This is a genomic window from Pedobacter rhodius (assembly GCF_027213645.1).
Taxonomy (GTDB): domain Bacteria; phylum Bacteroidota; class Bacteroidia; order Sphingobacteriales; family Sphingobacteriaceae; genus Pedobacter; species Pedobacter rhodius.
This window is the reverse complement of record NZ_JAPWGL010000001.1, coordinates 796,774-813,410: the sequence shown is the minus strand read 5'-3', so window position 1 is coordinate 813,410 and position 16,637 is coordinate 796,774. Positions and strand designations below refer to the sequence as shown.

The 16,637-nt window shown below is 37.2% G+C and carries 11 protein-coding genes; 6 read left to right on the top strand and 5 right to left on the bottom strand.

What is annotated here, in order from left to right:
• Positions 1-2: 2 nt before the first annotated feature.
• Positions 3-2,591 carry a phosphatidylglycerol lysyltransferase domain-containing protein gene (locus tag O0931_RS03660; protein ID WP_269414191.1) on the bottom strand — a complete coding sequence of 863 codons (2,589 nt, stop codon included), beginning with the start codon at positions 2,589-2,591 and terminating at the stop codon, positions 3-5.
• A 273-nt stretch (positions 2,592-2,864) separates the two neighbouring features.
• On the opposite strand from O0931_RS03660, the gene O0931_RS03655 reads away from it, so the two are divergent.
• Together O0931_RS03655 and O0931_RS03650 are read left to right on the top strand one after the other, a co-directional pair.
• The gene (locus O0931_RS03655; protein WP_269414190.1) at positions 2,865-3,935 is read left to right on the top strand and encodes a BamA/TamA family outer membrane protein; all 1,071 of its coding nucleotides are present in this window, start codon (positions 2,865-2,867) and stop codon (positions 3,933-3,935) included.
• 118 nt (positions 3,936-4,053) lie between these two features.
• Positions 4,054-4,656, top strand: coding sequence for a TetR/AcrR family transcriptional regulator (locus O0931_RS03650; RefSeq protein WP_269414189.1), 603 nt, complete (start codon positions 4,054-4,056; stop codon positions 4,654-4,656).
• A 446-nt stretch (positions 4,657-5,102) separates the two neighbouring features.
• Here the strand turns inward: O0931_RS03650 and O0931_RS03645 are convergent, their stop codons facing one another.
• On the bottom strand, positions 5,103-6,527 hold the full coding sequence (locus tag O0931_RS03645; RefSeq protein WP_269414188.1) for a glycoside hydrolase family 125 protein: 1,425 nt from the start codon (positions 6,525-6,527) through the stop codon (positions 5,103-5,105).
• Positions 6,528-6,824: 297 nt separating this feature from the next.
• Between O0931_RS03645 and treZ the strand changes: the two genes are divergently transcribed.
• The 4 genes from treZ to O0931_RS03625 all read left to right on the top strand — a co-directional run bounded on the left by treZ (position 6,825) and on the right by O0931_RS03625 (position 14,814).
• Complete coding sequence (treZ, locus tag O0931_RS03640) at positions 6,825-8,696, top strand: malto-oligosyltrehalose trehalohydrolase (protein WP_269414187.1); 1,872 nt, start codon at positions 6,825-6,827, stop codon at positions 8,694-8,696.
• The gene (gene treY, locus O0931_RS03635) at positions 8,689-12,741 is read left to right on the top strand and encodes a malto-oligosyltrehalose synthase (protein ID WP_269414186.1); all 4,053 of its coding nucleotides are present in this window, start codon (positions 8,689-8,691) and stop codon (positions 12,739-12,741) included. The genes treZ and treY overlap by 8 nt, the downstream gene beginning before the upstream one ends.
• A 393-nt stretch (positions 12,742-13,134) precedes the next feature.
• Positions 13,135-13,665, top strand: a complete 531-nt coding sequence (locus O0931_RS03630) for a sigma-70 family RNA polymerase sigma factor (RefSeq protein WP_269414185.1) — start codon at positions 13,135-13,137, stop codon at positions 13,663-13,665.
• Between the two features lie 48 nt (positions 13,666-13,713).
• Positions 13,714-14,814, top strand: coding sequence for an AI-2E family transporter (locus O0931_RS03625; protein WP_269414184.1), 1,101 nt, complete (start codon positions 13,714-13,716; stop codon positions 14,812-14,814).
• Positions 14,815-14,857: 43 nt separating this feature from the next.
• On the opposite strand, the gene O0931_RS03620 is transcribed toward O0931_RS03625, so the two are convergent.
• From O0931_RS03620 to O0931_RS03610, 3 genes are all read right to left on the bottom strand, one after another.
• Positions 14,858-15,679 carry a HipA domain-containing protein gene (locus O0931_RS03620; protein WP_269414183.1) on the bottom strand — a complete coding sequence of 274 codons (822 nt, stop codon included), beginning with the start codon at positions 15,677-15,679 and terminating at the stop codon, positions 14,858-14,860.
• A 121-nt stretch (positions 15,680-15,800) separates the two neighbouring features.
• Positions 15,801-16,133: a HipA N-terminal domain-containing protein gene (locus tag O0931_RS03615; protein ID WP_269414182.1), complete on the bottom strand. Its 333-nt coding sequence runs from the start codon at positions 16,131-16,133 to the stop codon at positions 15,801-15,803.
• Positions 16,130-16,336, bottom strand: coding sequence for a helix-turn-helix domain-containing protein (locus O0931_RS03610; RefSeq protein ID WP_269414181.1), 207 nt, complete (start codon positions 16,334-16,336; stop codon positions 16,130-16,132). The genes O0931_RS03615 and O0931_RS03610 overlap by 4 nt, the downstream gene beginning before the upstream one ends.
• Positions 16,337-16,637: the final 301 nt, after the last annotated feature.

Below are 16,637 nucleotides of genomic sequence, written 5' to 3'. Positions count from 1 at the left end.
CATTAACTTCCTTCGGAAATCCGCTTTAATGCATTAGGAACCTGTAAAAGATGATAATTGTGGCTGTAAATCAGGTATTTCTTTTTCCAATCGGGATAAAATTTCTCTTTGTATTTCCGCAACCCCTTAAATTGGGCAAACGCCTTCAAATTGTCGTAAGCATATTTAATTGTTTTCTGCGTCACGTTTATACCTTCAATTCCGGATAATGGTGCAAGCCCCATATTAACGCTGGTAAATCCTTCTTCTTTTAAATAGAGAAAGGTTTTTGCCAATAACATATCCAGCACACCGTTAGGTGCATCGGTTTCTTTCCGGATCAAATCGTAAGTGGCCTCACCCGGCACATAATCCGGCACAAGATTTAAGAAAGCATATACTTTTTCTTCATCATCTTCAATGGTTAATATGGTTTGATTTTTTAAAATGCTTTTATCAAAAATACCTTGTGTAAAAGCGACTTCTTTTTGATTCAAATCCCTTAACCAGTTATCCGATACGGTTTGCATTTTCTGGAGTAATCCTTCCTTTTGCTGGCCTTTATACACTTTAAATAAATACCCTTCTCCGGTAAGCCTGTTAATTGCGCTTCGGGTAGTTTTCATTTTACCGCCATCTATGGTAAATTTAGTGAGGTCGAGCACGGCTTCCTCGCCTATCGGAATTGATTTTTTTCCAATCGTTCTGTAAAAATCCAGCGATTCTTCGGGAACGCGATAATAAGCCGCAATAAAACCATTTTCTTCACACCGCTCTTCAAACTTTCTGACCATCTCCATTTTATCGTGTAAATTCGCGGCAACGGGATCTTCTAAAACCAGGGCAAAGTGCCGGGTAATTTTAAAGCTGATAAAAGCAGTGCGGTCTGCATTGAAATAGATAAATTTATCCGGATAGGTTTTAAAATAATCCAAGGCAGAGCTGCCATCTTTTTTAACCAAATCTTCTGCATCTAAAAAATCTTTCTCATTGTTGTAGGGCTTTGAAAAATAAGGTTTAAGAAGGCTGAAAAATATAAAAAGTATCACCAGGCCACTAGCGGCGTAAATCGATTGCTCAAAATGAGAACCGAATTTTGTGAGCGGGTGAAGGGCTTTGTCATCAATAAAGAAAATAACTTTAAGAACTGCCTTAACAGAATCTACAAATTTAAATTCCACTCCGAAATGTCTCTTCTCGATAAAATAAAAACCTAAAACACCATATGCAAAGACCGCTAAAATCGCATAAATTACAACCTGGTAACCAAATTTTACAAATTTTGGATGCGGTTTTAATTTATAGTTATCTCTGGTGTAAAAAAGTGACGAGCCTGCAACAAATGCCAATAAGGCCTCTTCATAATCGGCTGCCTTTAAAAGGTGCCCGATAATAGAAAACAAGGTTAGTGAAATGGCGATATACCAGGCCCTTTTAGAACCCTGAAGCAGGAAAATACTTACCATTACCAGGATTAAACCAAATATCAGCACCAGGGCATTACTGGTTACTATTAAATCTTCTGGCAAAATATCCTTTACAAGCCTCAACCGGGTTGGTATTGCCGGACTAATGGAAGATATAATATTAACAACGCCTAAAACGAGTATAATAAAAGCGGGTAAAAGCCTCAAAATAATATTATCTTTTCTGATGATAAAACTGATAATTCCACCCAGCAGCGGTAGCCAGAATTCAAAAAACCGGAATAATAAAGTTATGGTTGCAGCGGCTACAATTGGAAACCCAAACTGGCCTAAAATAAAGGTAAGGGAAACTTCTATAGTACCCAATCCGCGTAAAAAAGGCGATGCTATTAATAAGATAACGATTACAATATAACCAATGATGGCTGCAGGTAAACTTGCCTGAAATCCCAGTGCAAGCATACAAATGTATAAATGCGCTATACCTGTTATCTCGATGCCAATAGAAACTATGAGCGTAAGCCAGAAATGTTTACGGCTGATTTTCTCTTCAACCATGTCATCCAGAACGGCTGATAGGGAAGGTCTTATTTTTGACAAATAAGTATATGCCCAACCTTTTTTTGATATTGAATAGATAACTACAATTAAAAAAGCGGTAAGCAGAACTAAAAATAAAAAGCTAACCAATTCAACATTCCCGAGTTTAGTTGATAATATGGCAATGCCCAGAACAGGAATGGCAACAATAACAACCGATAGAATGCCGCAAAATGCAAATACAGTTGAAGCCAGGTGAATTTTTGATTTAGATATGCCTTCTTCCTCTATTTCAGTCGTAAAAAAGATTAAGGAAGAAAATCCCCCTGCGGGAAGAAATATGCTGATTAAGTTTCTTTTCAAAAATAATTTAATCGCATTTACTAAACTCAGTTTTACATTTAAAGCTTTAAAACTATACACATACATTTGCCCCTGCGCAATAATGTAAATGATTGTTAAAATTATCCCTATTATAATAAATGACGGTACAGCGGTATTTAATTGCGTTCTTATCTGAAGTAATTCCAGATGTTGCGCCCTTATAAAAAAAATGGCCATCCCCAACATAAAAACGGCAAGGAAAAATTGCCAGAAAAACTTGTTATATACCAATCTGGATAAAAAGGATTTCGCTTTGTGCATATTGAATAAATTGATGGGCTATGTATTGATTAAAGTCCATCGTTTAGAAAATGATTAGTTAAACGCTTCACTAAAGTATAAAGTTTTTACGTAAATCTACAGAGAAAATGTAAAACAGGGATATTCTGAAAAGGCGTATAAATAGTTTAAATGTTTTATAATATGATGCATAAAGCAGTTAGCGATTCGCATAAAAATTCTTTTATTTGCTTCATGAATCGGGTTATACTCTTTATTTTTTTCTTCAGCTTTTCCATCACATCAAATGCACAAATGAAGTTGATAAAGAAGATGTTATCTCAGGCAAGCGATACAACCCGTAAATCGAGTTTTATGCCTGTACCTGTATTTGGTTATACTCAAGAAGCAGGTTTTCAGTTTGGCGCAGGTGCATTATATTCTTTTTATGCAGATAAAAGCGATACTTTAAACAGGAGCTCAAATTTCTCTTTCACCTCGTCCTACTCAACCAAGAAAACCTATAATTTCAGTGTATATGGCGATGCCTGGAGCAAAGGCAATCTTTATCATGGATTAGCAGAACTTCGTTTAAGGAAGATGCCCTTTAATTTCTATGGGATTGGCCCAAGAACTGCACAATCGGATGAGCATAAGCTGGAACTACGCCAGATAAAACTGCAGTTTGATTTGGAGAAACAGCTTCTTAAGAATTTATTTTCAGGCGTTTCGATTGGTTTTGAAGATTATAAAGTTGTAGATAGAATTGGAACCGGTGTTTTTTATCGTGATCCAAATATTTCAGGCCGTTCGGGTGGTAAAATAGTATTTGCAGGCATTTCTCAAAGTTACGATAACAGGAATTCGAATAATTACCCTACAAAAGGTTTTTTTGGAAGAATTAGTTACCAGTATGGACCTGAAATTTTTGGTCAGGATAATTTCAGCGGCAGCCAGATAAAGCTTAATCTTCGCCAGTTCTTTTTTATAAATAAGCATTTAGTATTAGGCAGCCAGGGAATTTATCATACGGTTCAAAGCGATCACGTTCCATTTTACCTGCTACCACAACTGGGTAATGATGAAATAATGAGGGGTTATTATACGGGCAGGTATCGGGATAAAAATTTATTTGCTTTTCAATCTGAACTGCGTTACAGGTATAGCAGCAGGTTCGGCGCCGTTTTATTTGCCGGAACCGGAACGGTATGGGGACGCAGAGATTTTACCTTCAACAACTTTAAGCCAAACCTGGGTGCAGGTTTAAGGTATTTTTACGATCCGGGTAAAGGGCTGAGCGTTCGTATCGACTATGGCCTTGGCGAGAAAAAAGCCAATGAAGACAGGCAAAGCGGGTTTTATGTAAGTCTGGCAGAAGCATTTTAAACCAATTGCAGGTAAACCCTAATTATTAAAGGCAGAAAAACCACGTAAAACTTGCAAACTAAAAAAAAAGCGCTATATTAGTGTCAGACAATTATGTCGAACCAAATAGTTAAAAGCAATGAAACATGTAAATGAAATCGATACGGAAGCGGCTATTAAGGCAGCAGCTAAAAAGGTTTTTATGAAAAAAGGCCTTGCAGGAGCAAGACTCCAGGAAATTGCCGACGAAGCAGGAATTGGACGAACTGCCTTACACTACTATTTCCGAAGTAAGGAAAAATTATTTCAGGAAGTATGGAGAGATGTATTCAAAGAAATGCTGGAACGCTCGGTTATTATTGAAAATGCCGAGGTAACAGTTGTAGAAAAGATGCAATTGTTTGCAGATCATTATTTTGATAAGGCACTTTCCGAACCTGAACTGGATATATTCATGTTAAATGAATTTAATAATAATCCGGAAATTATGAATGAAATTTTACAATCGGGAAGCCCTATAATGTTAATGATTAACGACATTAAAAAAGCAGTAGAATGTGGTGAGCTAAAAGGTGAACCGCAGCAGATTTTCATAACTATGATTTCAATCTGCGTTTTTTCTTTTGCCGGAAAAGCTATGATGCAAAATATGCTTAAAATTGATGATGAAACCTATATTAAGTTAATGAAAGCCCGTAAAGCTTATGTAATTGATTTTTTGAAAACTGCATTTAAACCCTGACAAAAATTTACTATTAAATCGAAAATTTTGTTTAAAATAATGCTTTAAATAGTCAACTGTTTTTTTACCATCTCAGACACATTAGAACAGGTAAGTTTAAATTAATATTTCTTAGCTTAACTAAGGTGTCTAAGGTGTTAAATTAAAAAAACAAGGCTTTACAAAAGCAACCTTAAATTAACCTTCTATTTCTTAAATGGTTGCCTGTTTTTTACCACCTCAGACATATTAGAACATGTATTTTAAATAAATATTTCTTAGCTTAACTAAGGTGTCTAAGGTGTTAAATTAAAAAACAAAGCTTCACAATGGCAACCTTCAATGAACCTTCTATTTCTTAAATGGTTGCCTGTTTTTTTACCACCTCAAACACCTTAGAACAGGTAAGTTTAAATTAATATTTCTTAGCTTAACTAGGGTTTTAATTTAAAAAACAAGCTTGATCATCATGCTTTTAACAAATTAGGTTTTTCATGATAAGTTCGCCAAAGCAATTCGCCAAATAAGGTATTAGACCACGCAAACCATGCCCTTGTAAATTTAGCCGGGTCGTTCTTATTAAATGATTCGTGCATAAATCCTGTGCCGGCATGTGTTTTCCGCAGGCTTTCGATACAAGCTTTTATCTCCTTATCATCCGTTGAGGTTAGTGCCCGCATCGTTATACTCATTGGCCAAATCATATCCTGACCCGCATGCGGACCACCTATTCCTTCTGCCGCTGTACCCTTAAAGAAATAAGGATTATCTAAAGAAAGTGCAAATTTTCGGGTGTTCTGGTAAATCGGGTCGTTCAGTTTAACGGAACCTAAATATGGCAAAGCCAGTAAACTCGGTACGTTAGAATCATCCATCAGATAGGAACTTCCAAAACCATCGACCTCAAAAGCATAAATTTTACCATATTTCGGGTGATTTACAATCGCATGTTTTTGAATCGCTGCATTAACCTCGTCAGCAAGGTTTAATAAATTATTTTCTAATACAGCATCAGGCTGTAATGCTTTTACCATTTCTGCCGCTTGTTTTAAACTGCTTACTGCAAAAAAGTTGGAAGGAATTAAAAATGGAAATATTGTTGCATCATCGCTGGGGCGGAATGCCGAACAAATTAAACCAACGGGATTTACCGGAAAACCATACCCCCCCATAGGCAAACTATCCGTAGGGTGCGTTGTTTCCCTTTCGAAATGATAAGGGCCTTTATCGGTTTTGCGCTGCTGTTCTTTAAAAGTCTTTAATGTCGCTTCAATTCCCTTTTTCCAATCTGCATCAAAGGGCATTTTATCACCTGTTTTTTTCCAGTAGTGGTAGGCTAAACGAATTGGATAACACAAGGAATCAATTTCCCATTTGCGTTCGTGAACCCCCGGCTGCATCGCTGTTTTATCGGTTTTCCATTCCCCCACTTTATTTTCATCTCCATAAAAAGCATTTGCATAGGGATCTTTTAAAACGCATTGTGTTTGATGAATAATAACACCTGCAATAAGTTTTTTAAGGGGGGCATCTTCATTTACAAATTGTAGATAAGGCCAAACCTGCGCAGAACTATCCCGCAACCACATGGCATCAATATCGCCTGTAATAACATAAGTATCAGGCCTGCCATTTTTTTCTGAATGATAAACCGTTGTGTCAAGTGTATTCGGAAAACAGTTTTCAAATAACCAGTTCAATTCAGGGTTTTTCACATTTGCCTGGAACGTTTTTATGGCATCATCAACGGCTTTACTTTTAAAATGTCTTTTACCTTCGGCAACCCTTACAACAGGAAATTCCGAAACTAAATCCGCAGCAAAAGAAAGCTTTGAAGCAACCAGGCCAGCCCCTAAAAGGCCTGTATTATGTATAAAGGTTCTCCTTTTCATTATTATTTATATGTTATGTATTCTTTAGATAAGCATTCTTTCGTAAATTCTAACCATCAGCTTTTTTAATTTTATCCAAACATCAATCTGGTTAGAGCTGAAACAAATATATATTAAAATACTTTGAAGTTCAAAACGAAAAAAGGCAATTAGAGTATTACTAAATCGTTTTTTCTTTATTGTTTCAAAAGATTTAGATGACCAGGTCCTGAGTTTATGCCTCACAGACCGAAACTCATTTTCAGAATGTTTTGCCAAACTTTTGCACTTTTTTATTTGTTGATTCTAAAATAGCAGATGCAGATAAATATAGAACGACGAAAAATTGGTTTAAATTTTAACGAGGAAGGTCTGGCTGAAATATGGCTTTGGGCACCAGATTTTTTAACCATTCTAATTCATGTTAAAAAACTTAAGCATTCATTAGAAATGTCTAAACAAGAGCTTGGTTACTGGTTTTTACAAACCGATAAGATAAGTCCGCTTGACGAATATTCTTTTGAACTGATACCAATTCCAGAAAAACAAGAATACACAAAGAAGAAATCACAAACCTGGGCCGACCCTGCATCCTTACTGCAAAATAACGGTGTATCAGGTCCCTCAAACGCTTTCGATCTGAAAGCTTTTAAATGGACCGACCAGAACTGGAAGGGCATCGAATTAAAAGATTTTATTATTTATGAACTGCATACCGGGACTTTTACAGCGGATGGAAATTTTTCATCGATAATCAACAAACTCGATTATTTAGTTGATTTAGGAATAACCGCGATAGAAATTATGCCGGTGGCCCAGTTCCCTGGTAACAGAAACTGGGGCTACGACGGTGTATATCCTTTCGCCGTTCAAAACACATATGGCGGGCCAAATGCCTTACAACAATTGGTAAACAGCTGTCATCAAAAAGGAATAGCCGTAATTTTAGATGTGGTATACAACCATTTTGGTCCTGAAGGAAATTCCTTTACCGAATTTGGCCCCTATTTTACGGATAAGTACCATACGCCCTGGGGCAGCGCAATTAACTATGATGATGCGGGCTGCGATGCGGTAAGGACATTCTTCATCGAAAATGCATTGATGTGGTTCCGCGATTTTCATGTTGATGCACTCCGCCTGGATGCTGTACATGCCATCAAGGATTTCAGTCCTATCCATATTTTATCAGAAATAAAAACCTATACCCAAAAACTTTCTGAGTTTACCGGTAAACCGTACAAGCTAATCGCTGAACTGGATTTAAACGATAACCGTTTTATTAATTCACAGTTACAGGGTGGTTATGGAATGGACGGGCAGTGGATTGATGAATTCCACCATGCGCTTAGGGTTTCGGCCGGACAGGAACAAACTGGTTATTATGCCGATTTCAATGGTGTAGAACACCTGGCAAAATCGTATAACGATGCGTATGTATACGACGGGCAATATTCGGCGCACCGGCAACGAAAATTTGGTCTTCCGGCAAAAAATAATCCTGGTGAACAGTTTATTGTATTTTCCCAAAATCACGATCAGGTTGGCAACCGGATGCTTGGCGAGCGCACAAGTACACTGGTAAGCTTCGAAATGATGAAATTAATGGCGGGTGCTGTTTTTTGTGCGCCTTTTTTACCCCTAATTTTTATGGGTGAAGAATGGGCTGAAACCAACCCCTTTCAATTCTTCATCAGTCACAGTGATCAGGAATTAATCGAAGCTGTTCGGAAAGGCAGAAAAGCCGAATTTGCAGCCTTCCATAATGAACAAGAAACACCCGATCCCCAGGCCGAATCAACATTTAATCAATCAAAATTAGATTGGACAAAAACTGTACCTGGCAAGCACAAAATCATGCACAGCTACTATAAAAAACTAATTCGGCTAAGAAAGGAAAACCCTGTGCTAAACACATTAGACCGGATAAATACCCATGCGGAAGCCCTTACAGATCAAAAAATTGTGCTACTGAAACGTAACGGTAAAAGTCAGCATCTGATTATCGTTTTAAATTTCTCAAATAAAAAGCAAAATATCCCCGCAGCCGACTTTACTGGTCACTGGCTATTGCTGATGGATTCTGCCGTACCCGAATTTACCGGTCAAAATCAGCATCACATTGTAGCAAACGGACAAATTAATATTTCACCCGAATCTATACTAATCTTCTCGAAAACAGATGAATAAACCTGCCTCCACTTATCGAATTCAGTTTCATAAGGATTTTAACTTTCAGTCTTTTGATAAAATTATTCCTTATCTCATTGATTTAGGAATAGATACGCTATATGCCTCTCCTATTTTCGAAGCCATTCCGGGGAGTACTCACGGCTATGATGTTGTAAATCCACTGCGGATAAATCCTGAAATCGGTACTGAAGAAGAACTTTCAGCAATTTCTGAAAAATTGAAAAGTGCAGGAATCGGCTGGATCCAGGATATTGTACCTAACCACATGGCTTTTCATCCGGCAAACAGCTTGCTCATGGATGTATTAAAAAAAGGTCAGGCATCGGCATTCGCCGCCTATTTTGATATTGATTTTAACCAGGCGGATGGCCGGTTAATGGTGCCATTTTTGGGTGAAGATTTAGCATCTGCTATTGAAAACAAATCCGTTCACTTAACAGAAATAAATAAGGAATTCTTTTTAAGTACGGGAGATGCCAATTGGCCGGTAAATGAAAATACTGCTCGAAATTTACCAAAAGAAAACCTGAAAAAGAGAAATGATGACCCTGCTTTTTTAAAAAAAATTATAGCTGCACAACATTATCGCCTAAGCAATTGGCAGGAAACAAACAGCAAAATAAATTACCGCAGGTTTTTTACGGTTAACAGTTTAATCTGCCTCAACATTCAGCAAAAAGAAGTTTTTAATCAATACCACAAATATATTTTCGAACTTATTGAAAAAGGTATATTTCAGGGGTTGAGAATAGACCATGTCGACGGTCTGTATGATCCTGAAGCATATTTAACCCGGTTACGGAAAGCTGTTGGAGATGATATCTACATCGTGATTGAGAAAATACTTGAAGAAGGAGAAGATATGCCTTTAAACTGGGATATCCAGGGAAATACAGGATATGATTTTATGTCGATGGCGAATAACCTGTTCACCAATCAAAATTCAGAAAAACCATTCAGCAAACTTTATCAGAACATCATCGGTAAAAAGCTCAATCCCGAAGATTTAATTTATCAGAAGAAAAAAGCCATTTTGCTGAACCACATGCATGGTGAACTCGATAACCTTTACCATTTATTTTCTGCCTCCGGTTTTACAGATGCAGGAGAAACTAATCCTGAAGAATTAAAAGCTGCCCTTGCGGAATTTTTAATTCGGATGCCTGTTTACCGCTATTACAATTATAATTTTCCTTTGAGTGATGAAGATACCGAAAAAGTTAAACACTTGCTTTTGCCAATCATTAATCAAAAGAAGACAGCAGCTGCAGGTCATGTACTTTATCAGGTATTCATAGAAAACCCTTCAACAGCAAACCTAAATTACAATAAAAAGTTGGGCAAGTTTTATCAGCGGTGCATGCAATTTACCGGACCATTGATGGCAAAAGGTGTGGAAGATACCTTGATGTTTACCTACAATCGTTTCGTTGGCCATGCGGAGGTTGGCGATGCCCCACATGCTTTCGGATTCAGTACTGCAGCATTTCACAATAAAATGATAGCGCGCCAAAAACACTGGCCCTTAACAATGAATGGAAGTTCTACACACGACACTAAAAAAGGCGAAGATGTACGTGCCAGGTTAAATATTCTTTCTGATATTCCTGAACAATGGATAAAATTCATCGCCAAGCTGAATAATGCTATAGCGAAAATTCAGAAAACATATCCCGATTTCAGATTGCTGCATAAAAATGATATTTACCTGATCATTCAAACCATTATCGGTGCGCTGCCTTTTCCGGGAGAAGATAGAGATGATATTGATAACCGGCTAGAACAGTTTATACAAAAAGCATTACGCGAAGCTAAAAAACGTTCGGATTGGGCCGAACCGGATGAAGCCTATGAAAATAAATTAAAAAAATTCACGCATGTTTTACTGGATAAAAAACAGGAAAGCAGGATGCTGATAAATAATTTCTTAAATAAAATTGCAGATTTTGCCGTCATAAACAGTCTGGCCCAGCAAACTTTAAAATTCACCTGTCCCGGCATACCCGATGTATACCAGGGAACCGAACTTTGGGATTTGAGCCTGGTCGACCCCGACAACAGGCGACCTGTAGATTATGAATTCAGAACCAACAGTTTAAAAGCCATTAAAAACACATCCATACAAAAACTTTGGGCAGATAGATTTTTGGGGAACATTAAACTTTGGCTTACACAGGTTTTATTTAAAATAAGAAAAACAGAACAAGAACTTTTTGAAGCAGGCGCTTACGTTCCTTTGGAAATCAAAGGCAAATTTTCGGATTATGTTTTTGCATTTGCCAGACAGCTGAAGGAAGACTGGATAATTACGGTTGTACCACTGGGGCTTGCAAAACTTTCTGAAATTCAAAATAAACCGGTCGAAAATATAGATTGGGCAGATACCCGGTTGATTTTGCCTGTCGAGGCACCTTTAGAATGGAAAAATTTACTGGACGATAAAGGTGGCCATAAAGATGTAAACGCGGAAGGGATACCGGTTATCCAGCTTTTTAAAGACTTGCCGATGGCCATTTTAAAACTAATTCCTAAAAAAAACACACGTTCTGCGGGAATCCTGATGCACATCAGTTCCTTACCATCTGATTTTGGCATCGGGGATATGGGTACAAGTGCATTTCGTTTTATTGATTTCCTACAGCAATCCAGACAAAAATACTGGCAACTTTTACCACTTAACCCGACTAAAGCGGAAAATGGTTATTCGCCCTATTCCAGCAATTCTGCCATGGCCGGTAACATTTTGTTAATCAGTCCGGAAGGCTTATATGATGATGGCTTACTCACGGCGAAACAGCTGAAAGCTGCGCAGTTACCCATAACAGAACACATTCATTTTAAAAAAGCAGAACGTGTAAAACGGAAATTGCTTAAAAAAGCATACCTGAATTTTACGATTACCAAAAATGATGATCTTCAAAAAGAATTCGATTCATTTTGTATAACAGAAAGCAACTGGCTTGATAATTTCGCTATCTATACGGCATTAAAGCAACACCTTAATTATTTGGAATGGTATAAATGGCCGGAAAAATTTAAATACCGGACAACCGAAACCCTAACAAACTTTGAGAAAACCCATCATAAGGAAATTGAAGAAATCAAATGGCAACAGTTCATTTTTTTTCGGCAGTGGCATGAAATTAAAAATTATGCGAATAATAAAGGGATTCAGATAATCGGTGACTTGCCTTTTTACCTCGATTACGATTCGGTAGAGGTATGGTCATCTCCTGAAAATTTTCTTCTGGATGAAAAGCTGAATAAAACGCAGGTTGCCGGTGTACCGCCCGATTATTTTAATACACAAGGCCAACTTTGGGGCATGCCAATATTTAACTGGGAACTGATGAAAACAGACCACTATTCCTGGTGGTTAAACCGGCTGAAAAAAAATATGGAATTGTATGATCTGCTCCGGCTGGATCATTTCAGGGCATTTGCTTCCTACTGGCAGGTTCCCGCAGAAAATAAAGATGCAATTAACGGAACCTGGCAAAAAGGTGCAGGTGCTGCTTTTTTTGAAACCATCAAAGCCGGATTAGGCAAACTGCCATTTATTGCAGAAGATTTGGGCGAAAGCGCTCAGGAAGTTGAAGAATTAATTAAGGAATTTAAATTACCGGGGATGAAAATTCTTCAATTTGCTTTTGATGAGCATGTTGCCAGTTCCAGCCACAGCCCCCATAATTTCGAATCGCCCGAGTGCATTGTATATTCGGGAACACATGATAACAATACCATTAAAGGCTGGTTTGAAGCGGAAACAAACGCCACATTGCGTAAACGGATTTCGGCATACACGGGAGTGATAGTTACAAAAAAAAACATCAACAGCGTCATTATCCGTCTATGTTACGCATCTGTTGCCCGGTTAGCCATCTTGCCTATTCAGGATGTTTTGAAGTTAGACGGTAATGCCAGAATGAATGTTCCCGGAACAGGCAGCAATAACTGGAGCTGGAGACTTACACCCGAAGCCCTTAACAAAAAAGTGTGCTCCTGGCTGCGTTTTCAAACTGAACTTTATGGAAGAGCGTAGTTGCGGTGCTCCCTAATTTATCATCTCCTCAAATCGTCTTTCCCGCGCAGGCGGAAATCTTAATGCAATGGAAATACAAAAGTCACTGTTTTAAGATGCCCAACCACGTTGGGAATGACGACTTGAAGTAGCACGCTCATAAAGCCCATAGGTCGTTTTTCATGGTAATGCAGGCATTTTAATGCAAAAAACACCAATAACAACTAAAAATTAATACTTTATGAATTTAAAGGAACTCCGCGTTGATAAATAAAAACTTATTTAAAGTGCCTTCCAGATAATCTTATGACGTATACAAAGCCAGGGTATTCACTTTAATTACAACACATCAGAAAATTTACTGCTTATGGTATCAATTTTGTTATAAAGGATTCACCATCAAAACCCAATGTTATGACACAAAATGAATTTTCCATGCAGGCTTCTGTTCTTGCGCCGTTTCTTAAATCTTATGCCATGAATTTCACGAAAGATGCTGAAGATGCAAATGACCTTGTACAAGATACCCTCGTAAAAGCCATACGCTATTACCAGCAATTTGAAATGGGAAGTAACCTTAAGGGATGGCTCTTTACCATAATGAAAAATACATTTATAAACGATTACAGAAGACGTGTTAAAACAAATGCACTTATTATTCAGAATGATGAGTTAAGTTCGGCGAACCTATCCAACAGCGCTACCCGAAATGATGCTGAGGGCAGTTTTATCATGAAAGACATTAAAACAGCAATTGATAGTTTACCGGAAGTTTACGCGCAACCCTTTGTACGCTTCTTCGAAGGCTATAAATACCACGAAATTGCTGAAGATTTAAACATCCCGATTGGCACGGTTAAAACGCGTATACATGTAGCAAGAGGACTGCTTAAAAATTACCTGGTTACATACGCCAAATACGATTACAAAAAAGGTCAGGCATAATTATCATTCCAATAAGCATTCTAAAATAGTCAGTCAGGTCAAATCAAAATGGTTAAAAACTTTCCCTTTTACATTAAGGTTCCGGTAATCCTTTTAGGATTGGTGATAACGGTATTTATAATGAGTGTTTTGAGAGATGTTCTTATACCACTCGCCTTCGCGGCGCTGATTGCCATACTACTTAACCCGCTCTCCAATCGTTTAGAACGTCGCTTACCTAAAATCGTAAGCATTATACTTTCAATGCTTATTGCTGTTCTGGTATTATTTGGCGTTATGTACTTTTTATCTTCACAAATTGCACACTTTTTCGACAATGTCGATGCGATGCGTCAAAAGCTTACCGAACTGCTTCATACCATACAACAATGGCTTGAACATCAATTCGGTATTACCGATAAAAAACAGGTAGAAATGCTTAATGAGGCCGCAAAGAACAGTAAGGCAATGATTGGACAAACCCTGACCGGTGTTCTTGGCATTTTAAGTGTTGTTTTCCTGATACCGGTTTATACTTTTCTGATCATGTTGTATAAAACATTGATTCTGAATTTTATATACGAAGTATTTTCAGAAGAAAATACACGTAAAGTGGCCGAAATTTTAACTGAAACAAAAGCTGCAATACAAAGCTATATCATCGGCCTGTTAATCGAAACTTCGATTGTTGCCGTTTTAAATTCCACTGCATTACTAATACTTGGTGTACAAAATGCAATACTGATAGGTGTTATTGGCGCGATCCTAAACCTGCTACCCTACATCGGTGGTATCATTGCCATTGCGCTTCCGGTATTAATGGCAACCCTGACAACTGATGGCTATACTACACAATTGCTTATTATTGCCGCCTATGCGTTAATACAATTTATTGATAACAATATCCTCGTACCCAGAATCGTTTCTTCAAAGGTTCAAATCAATGCACTTATCTCTATTATAATTGTTTTGCTCGGCGCAGCACTTTGGGGTGTTCCCGGAATGTTCCTGTCTATTCCGTTTATTGCTGTACTTAAAATCATATTTGATAGAATAGATGGACTGAAACCATGGGGCAAATTATTGGGCGATACCGTGCCTACAGAACACATGGGGCAGCTGAAACGCATGCGCAGGAAAAAGAGTACCGTCAGTACGGAGAAAAATTAGTTTGGTCGTTACACCCGCACAAATGGCAGATACCAGAAAATAGCTATTTATATAAGATTTTATAACGTTCTTCTAATAAAATGATATATTTTTCTTTAAATTCTTTTGAAAGAAAAGAATGGTCTATCCATTGGTGAGCCTTTTTACGAAAATCACTAAATCGTTCAAAAACTCGTCTGATTTGTTTATCATTAAGATCCAGTTTAGTTCCTAAGCACTTAAAATGTCCAAGTGTTAGCTTTTTCTTTTTACCTTCTAATGTTAGTGCCAGTTCTTCTTTATCTTCAGGATTAACAATAGCAACATTAAGCAAATCGTAAGCTGGGGATAAACTCCACCTATCATTATCTAATAGTAATGAGAAATTTTTGAGGTGCATATCATTGTTTCCAGTTAAAAAACTGAAAACAGTTAATTCAAAATAATAGAGTTTATCAAATGCCGAGCGATTGGAATATTGCCCAACAGCTTTACCAACCTTTTCCATTGAGCTTTTGTATTTATCAAAAGCTTCCAAAATCTGAAACATATCGATCATGTGTTTCTTTTCGCCCAAATCGGTTCGGTCAAATCTTTTGGTGATGTAAGAAAGTTCTCCAGATTTTAAACGGATCAAACTCGATTTAGCAGTTTTCATCCCGAAAGCTTCAGCCATTCTCATGGTTACATGTTCATTCTGCGGCATTTCTGGAAATATTGACGAAGGTGGTTTGAAGATATAATTACCTCCCAAAGCACCAACAACAGTCAGTCTACCGTTTTTACCATCATCTAAAGCAGAATTAATCATAGTTAACGACAATTTCGGTTGCACTCCAGGAACAGCGATACTTCTTTCTATTATATTCTTTGCTAATTCATCCATCTGCGCTAAAGAATAAGAAAAATCAGGCTGTTTTTTTGTGCCAAAAAAATCTAAACTGCAATGCTCGTGGAAATCTCCGCTCGTTTCTTGGGGTAGTTGATTATAACAATATAAACAGTTCTTACTCATCTGCTGTACTTATAGGTTTAACACTTACGGCACCTATGCAATTTTGGCAACAAGCTAAAAGTAAGCCCATTCTATCATTAGGATTAATCTTCCAATTTTTTGATGCAATATCTAAAAGCCATCCTTCGGGTATTAATCCCTCAAAAAATGGAAACAATCTATTCTCTTTGTATTTACCTTTAATTACAGGCATTGAGAAAGTAATAAATTGGTTTGGATAGCTTTCTATATAATCGGTTTCATACTCGAAAGTATAATCGCCGTCATTTGTTTCAATGAGTATTCCTGCCAATATATCTTGATAAAAAATTTCGGCCTTTCTCATGATGCATCACTCCCTTCAATGGGCGCAAGTATATAGCCGAACATCTTTAGCACCTGGTTAATGCTAGATAAATTGAGATTTTCTTTTCCCTGCTCAATTTTACGTATTACCGTAAGGGCAACACCTGCCCTATCGGCAAATTGTTCTTGAGTTAGGTTTTCTTCTTTTCTCTTTTGTTTGATGAACTCAGCTAAGTGTTTCATTATATGCAATTACTCGTATTTGAATCAAAAATAAAAAATTATATGCATAAACGTATAAAAACAAAATAAATTATAATTTTATATGCAAATAAATATAATTTTTTTTAAATATTTAGTATGCTGAAAATAATTTAATTTAATGCTCTGAACTTTGGTTTAAATTAATTAATTGTTATGTCAGTGAGCGATAATTTATTTTATAAAAATCAATGTAAATAGCGTTAATTAAGAAAATCGTCCTTTCGATCCGAAAGCAATCGGATGACGATCTGACCAAACATTGTATACATTAATGGTAGCT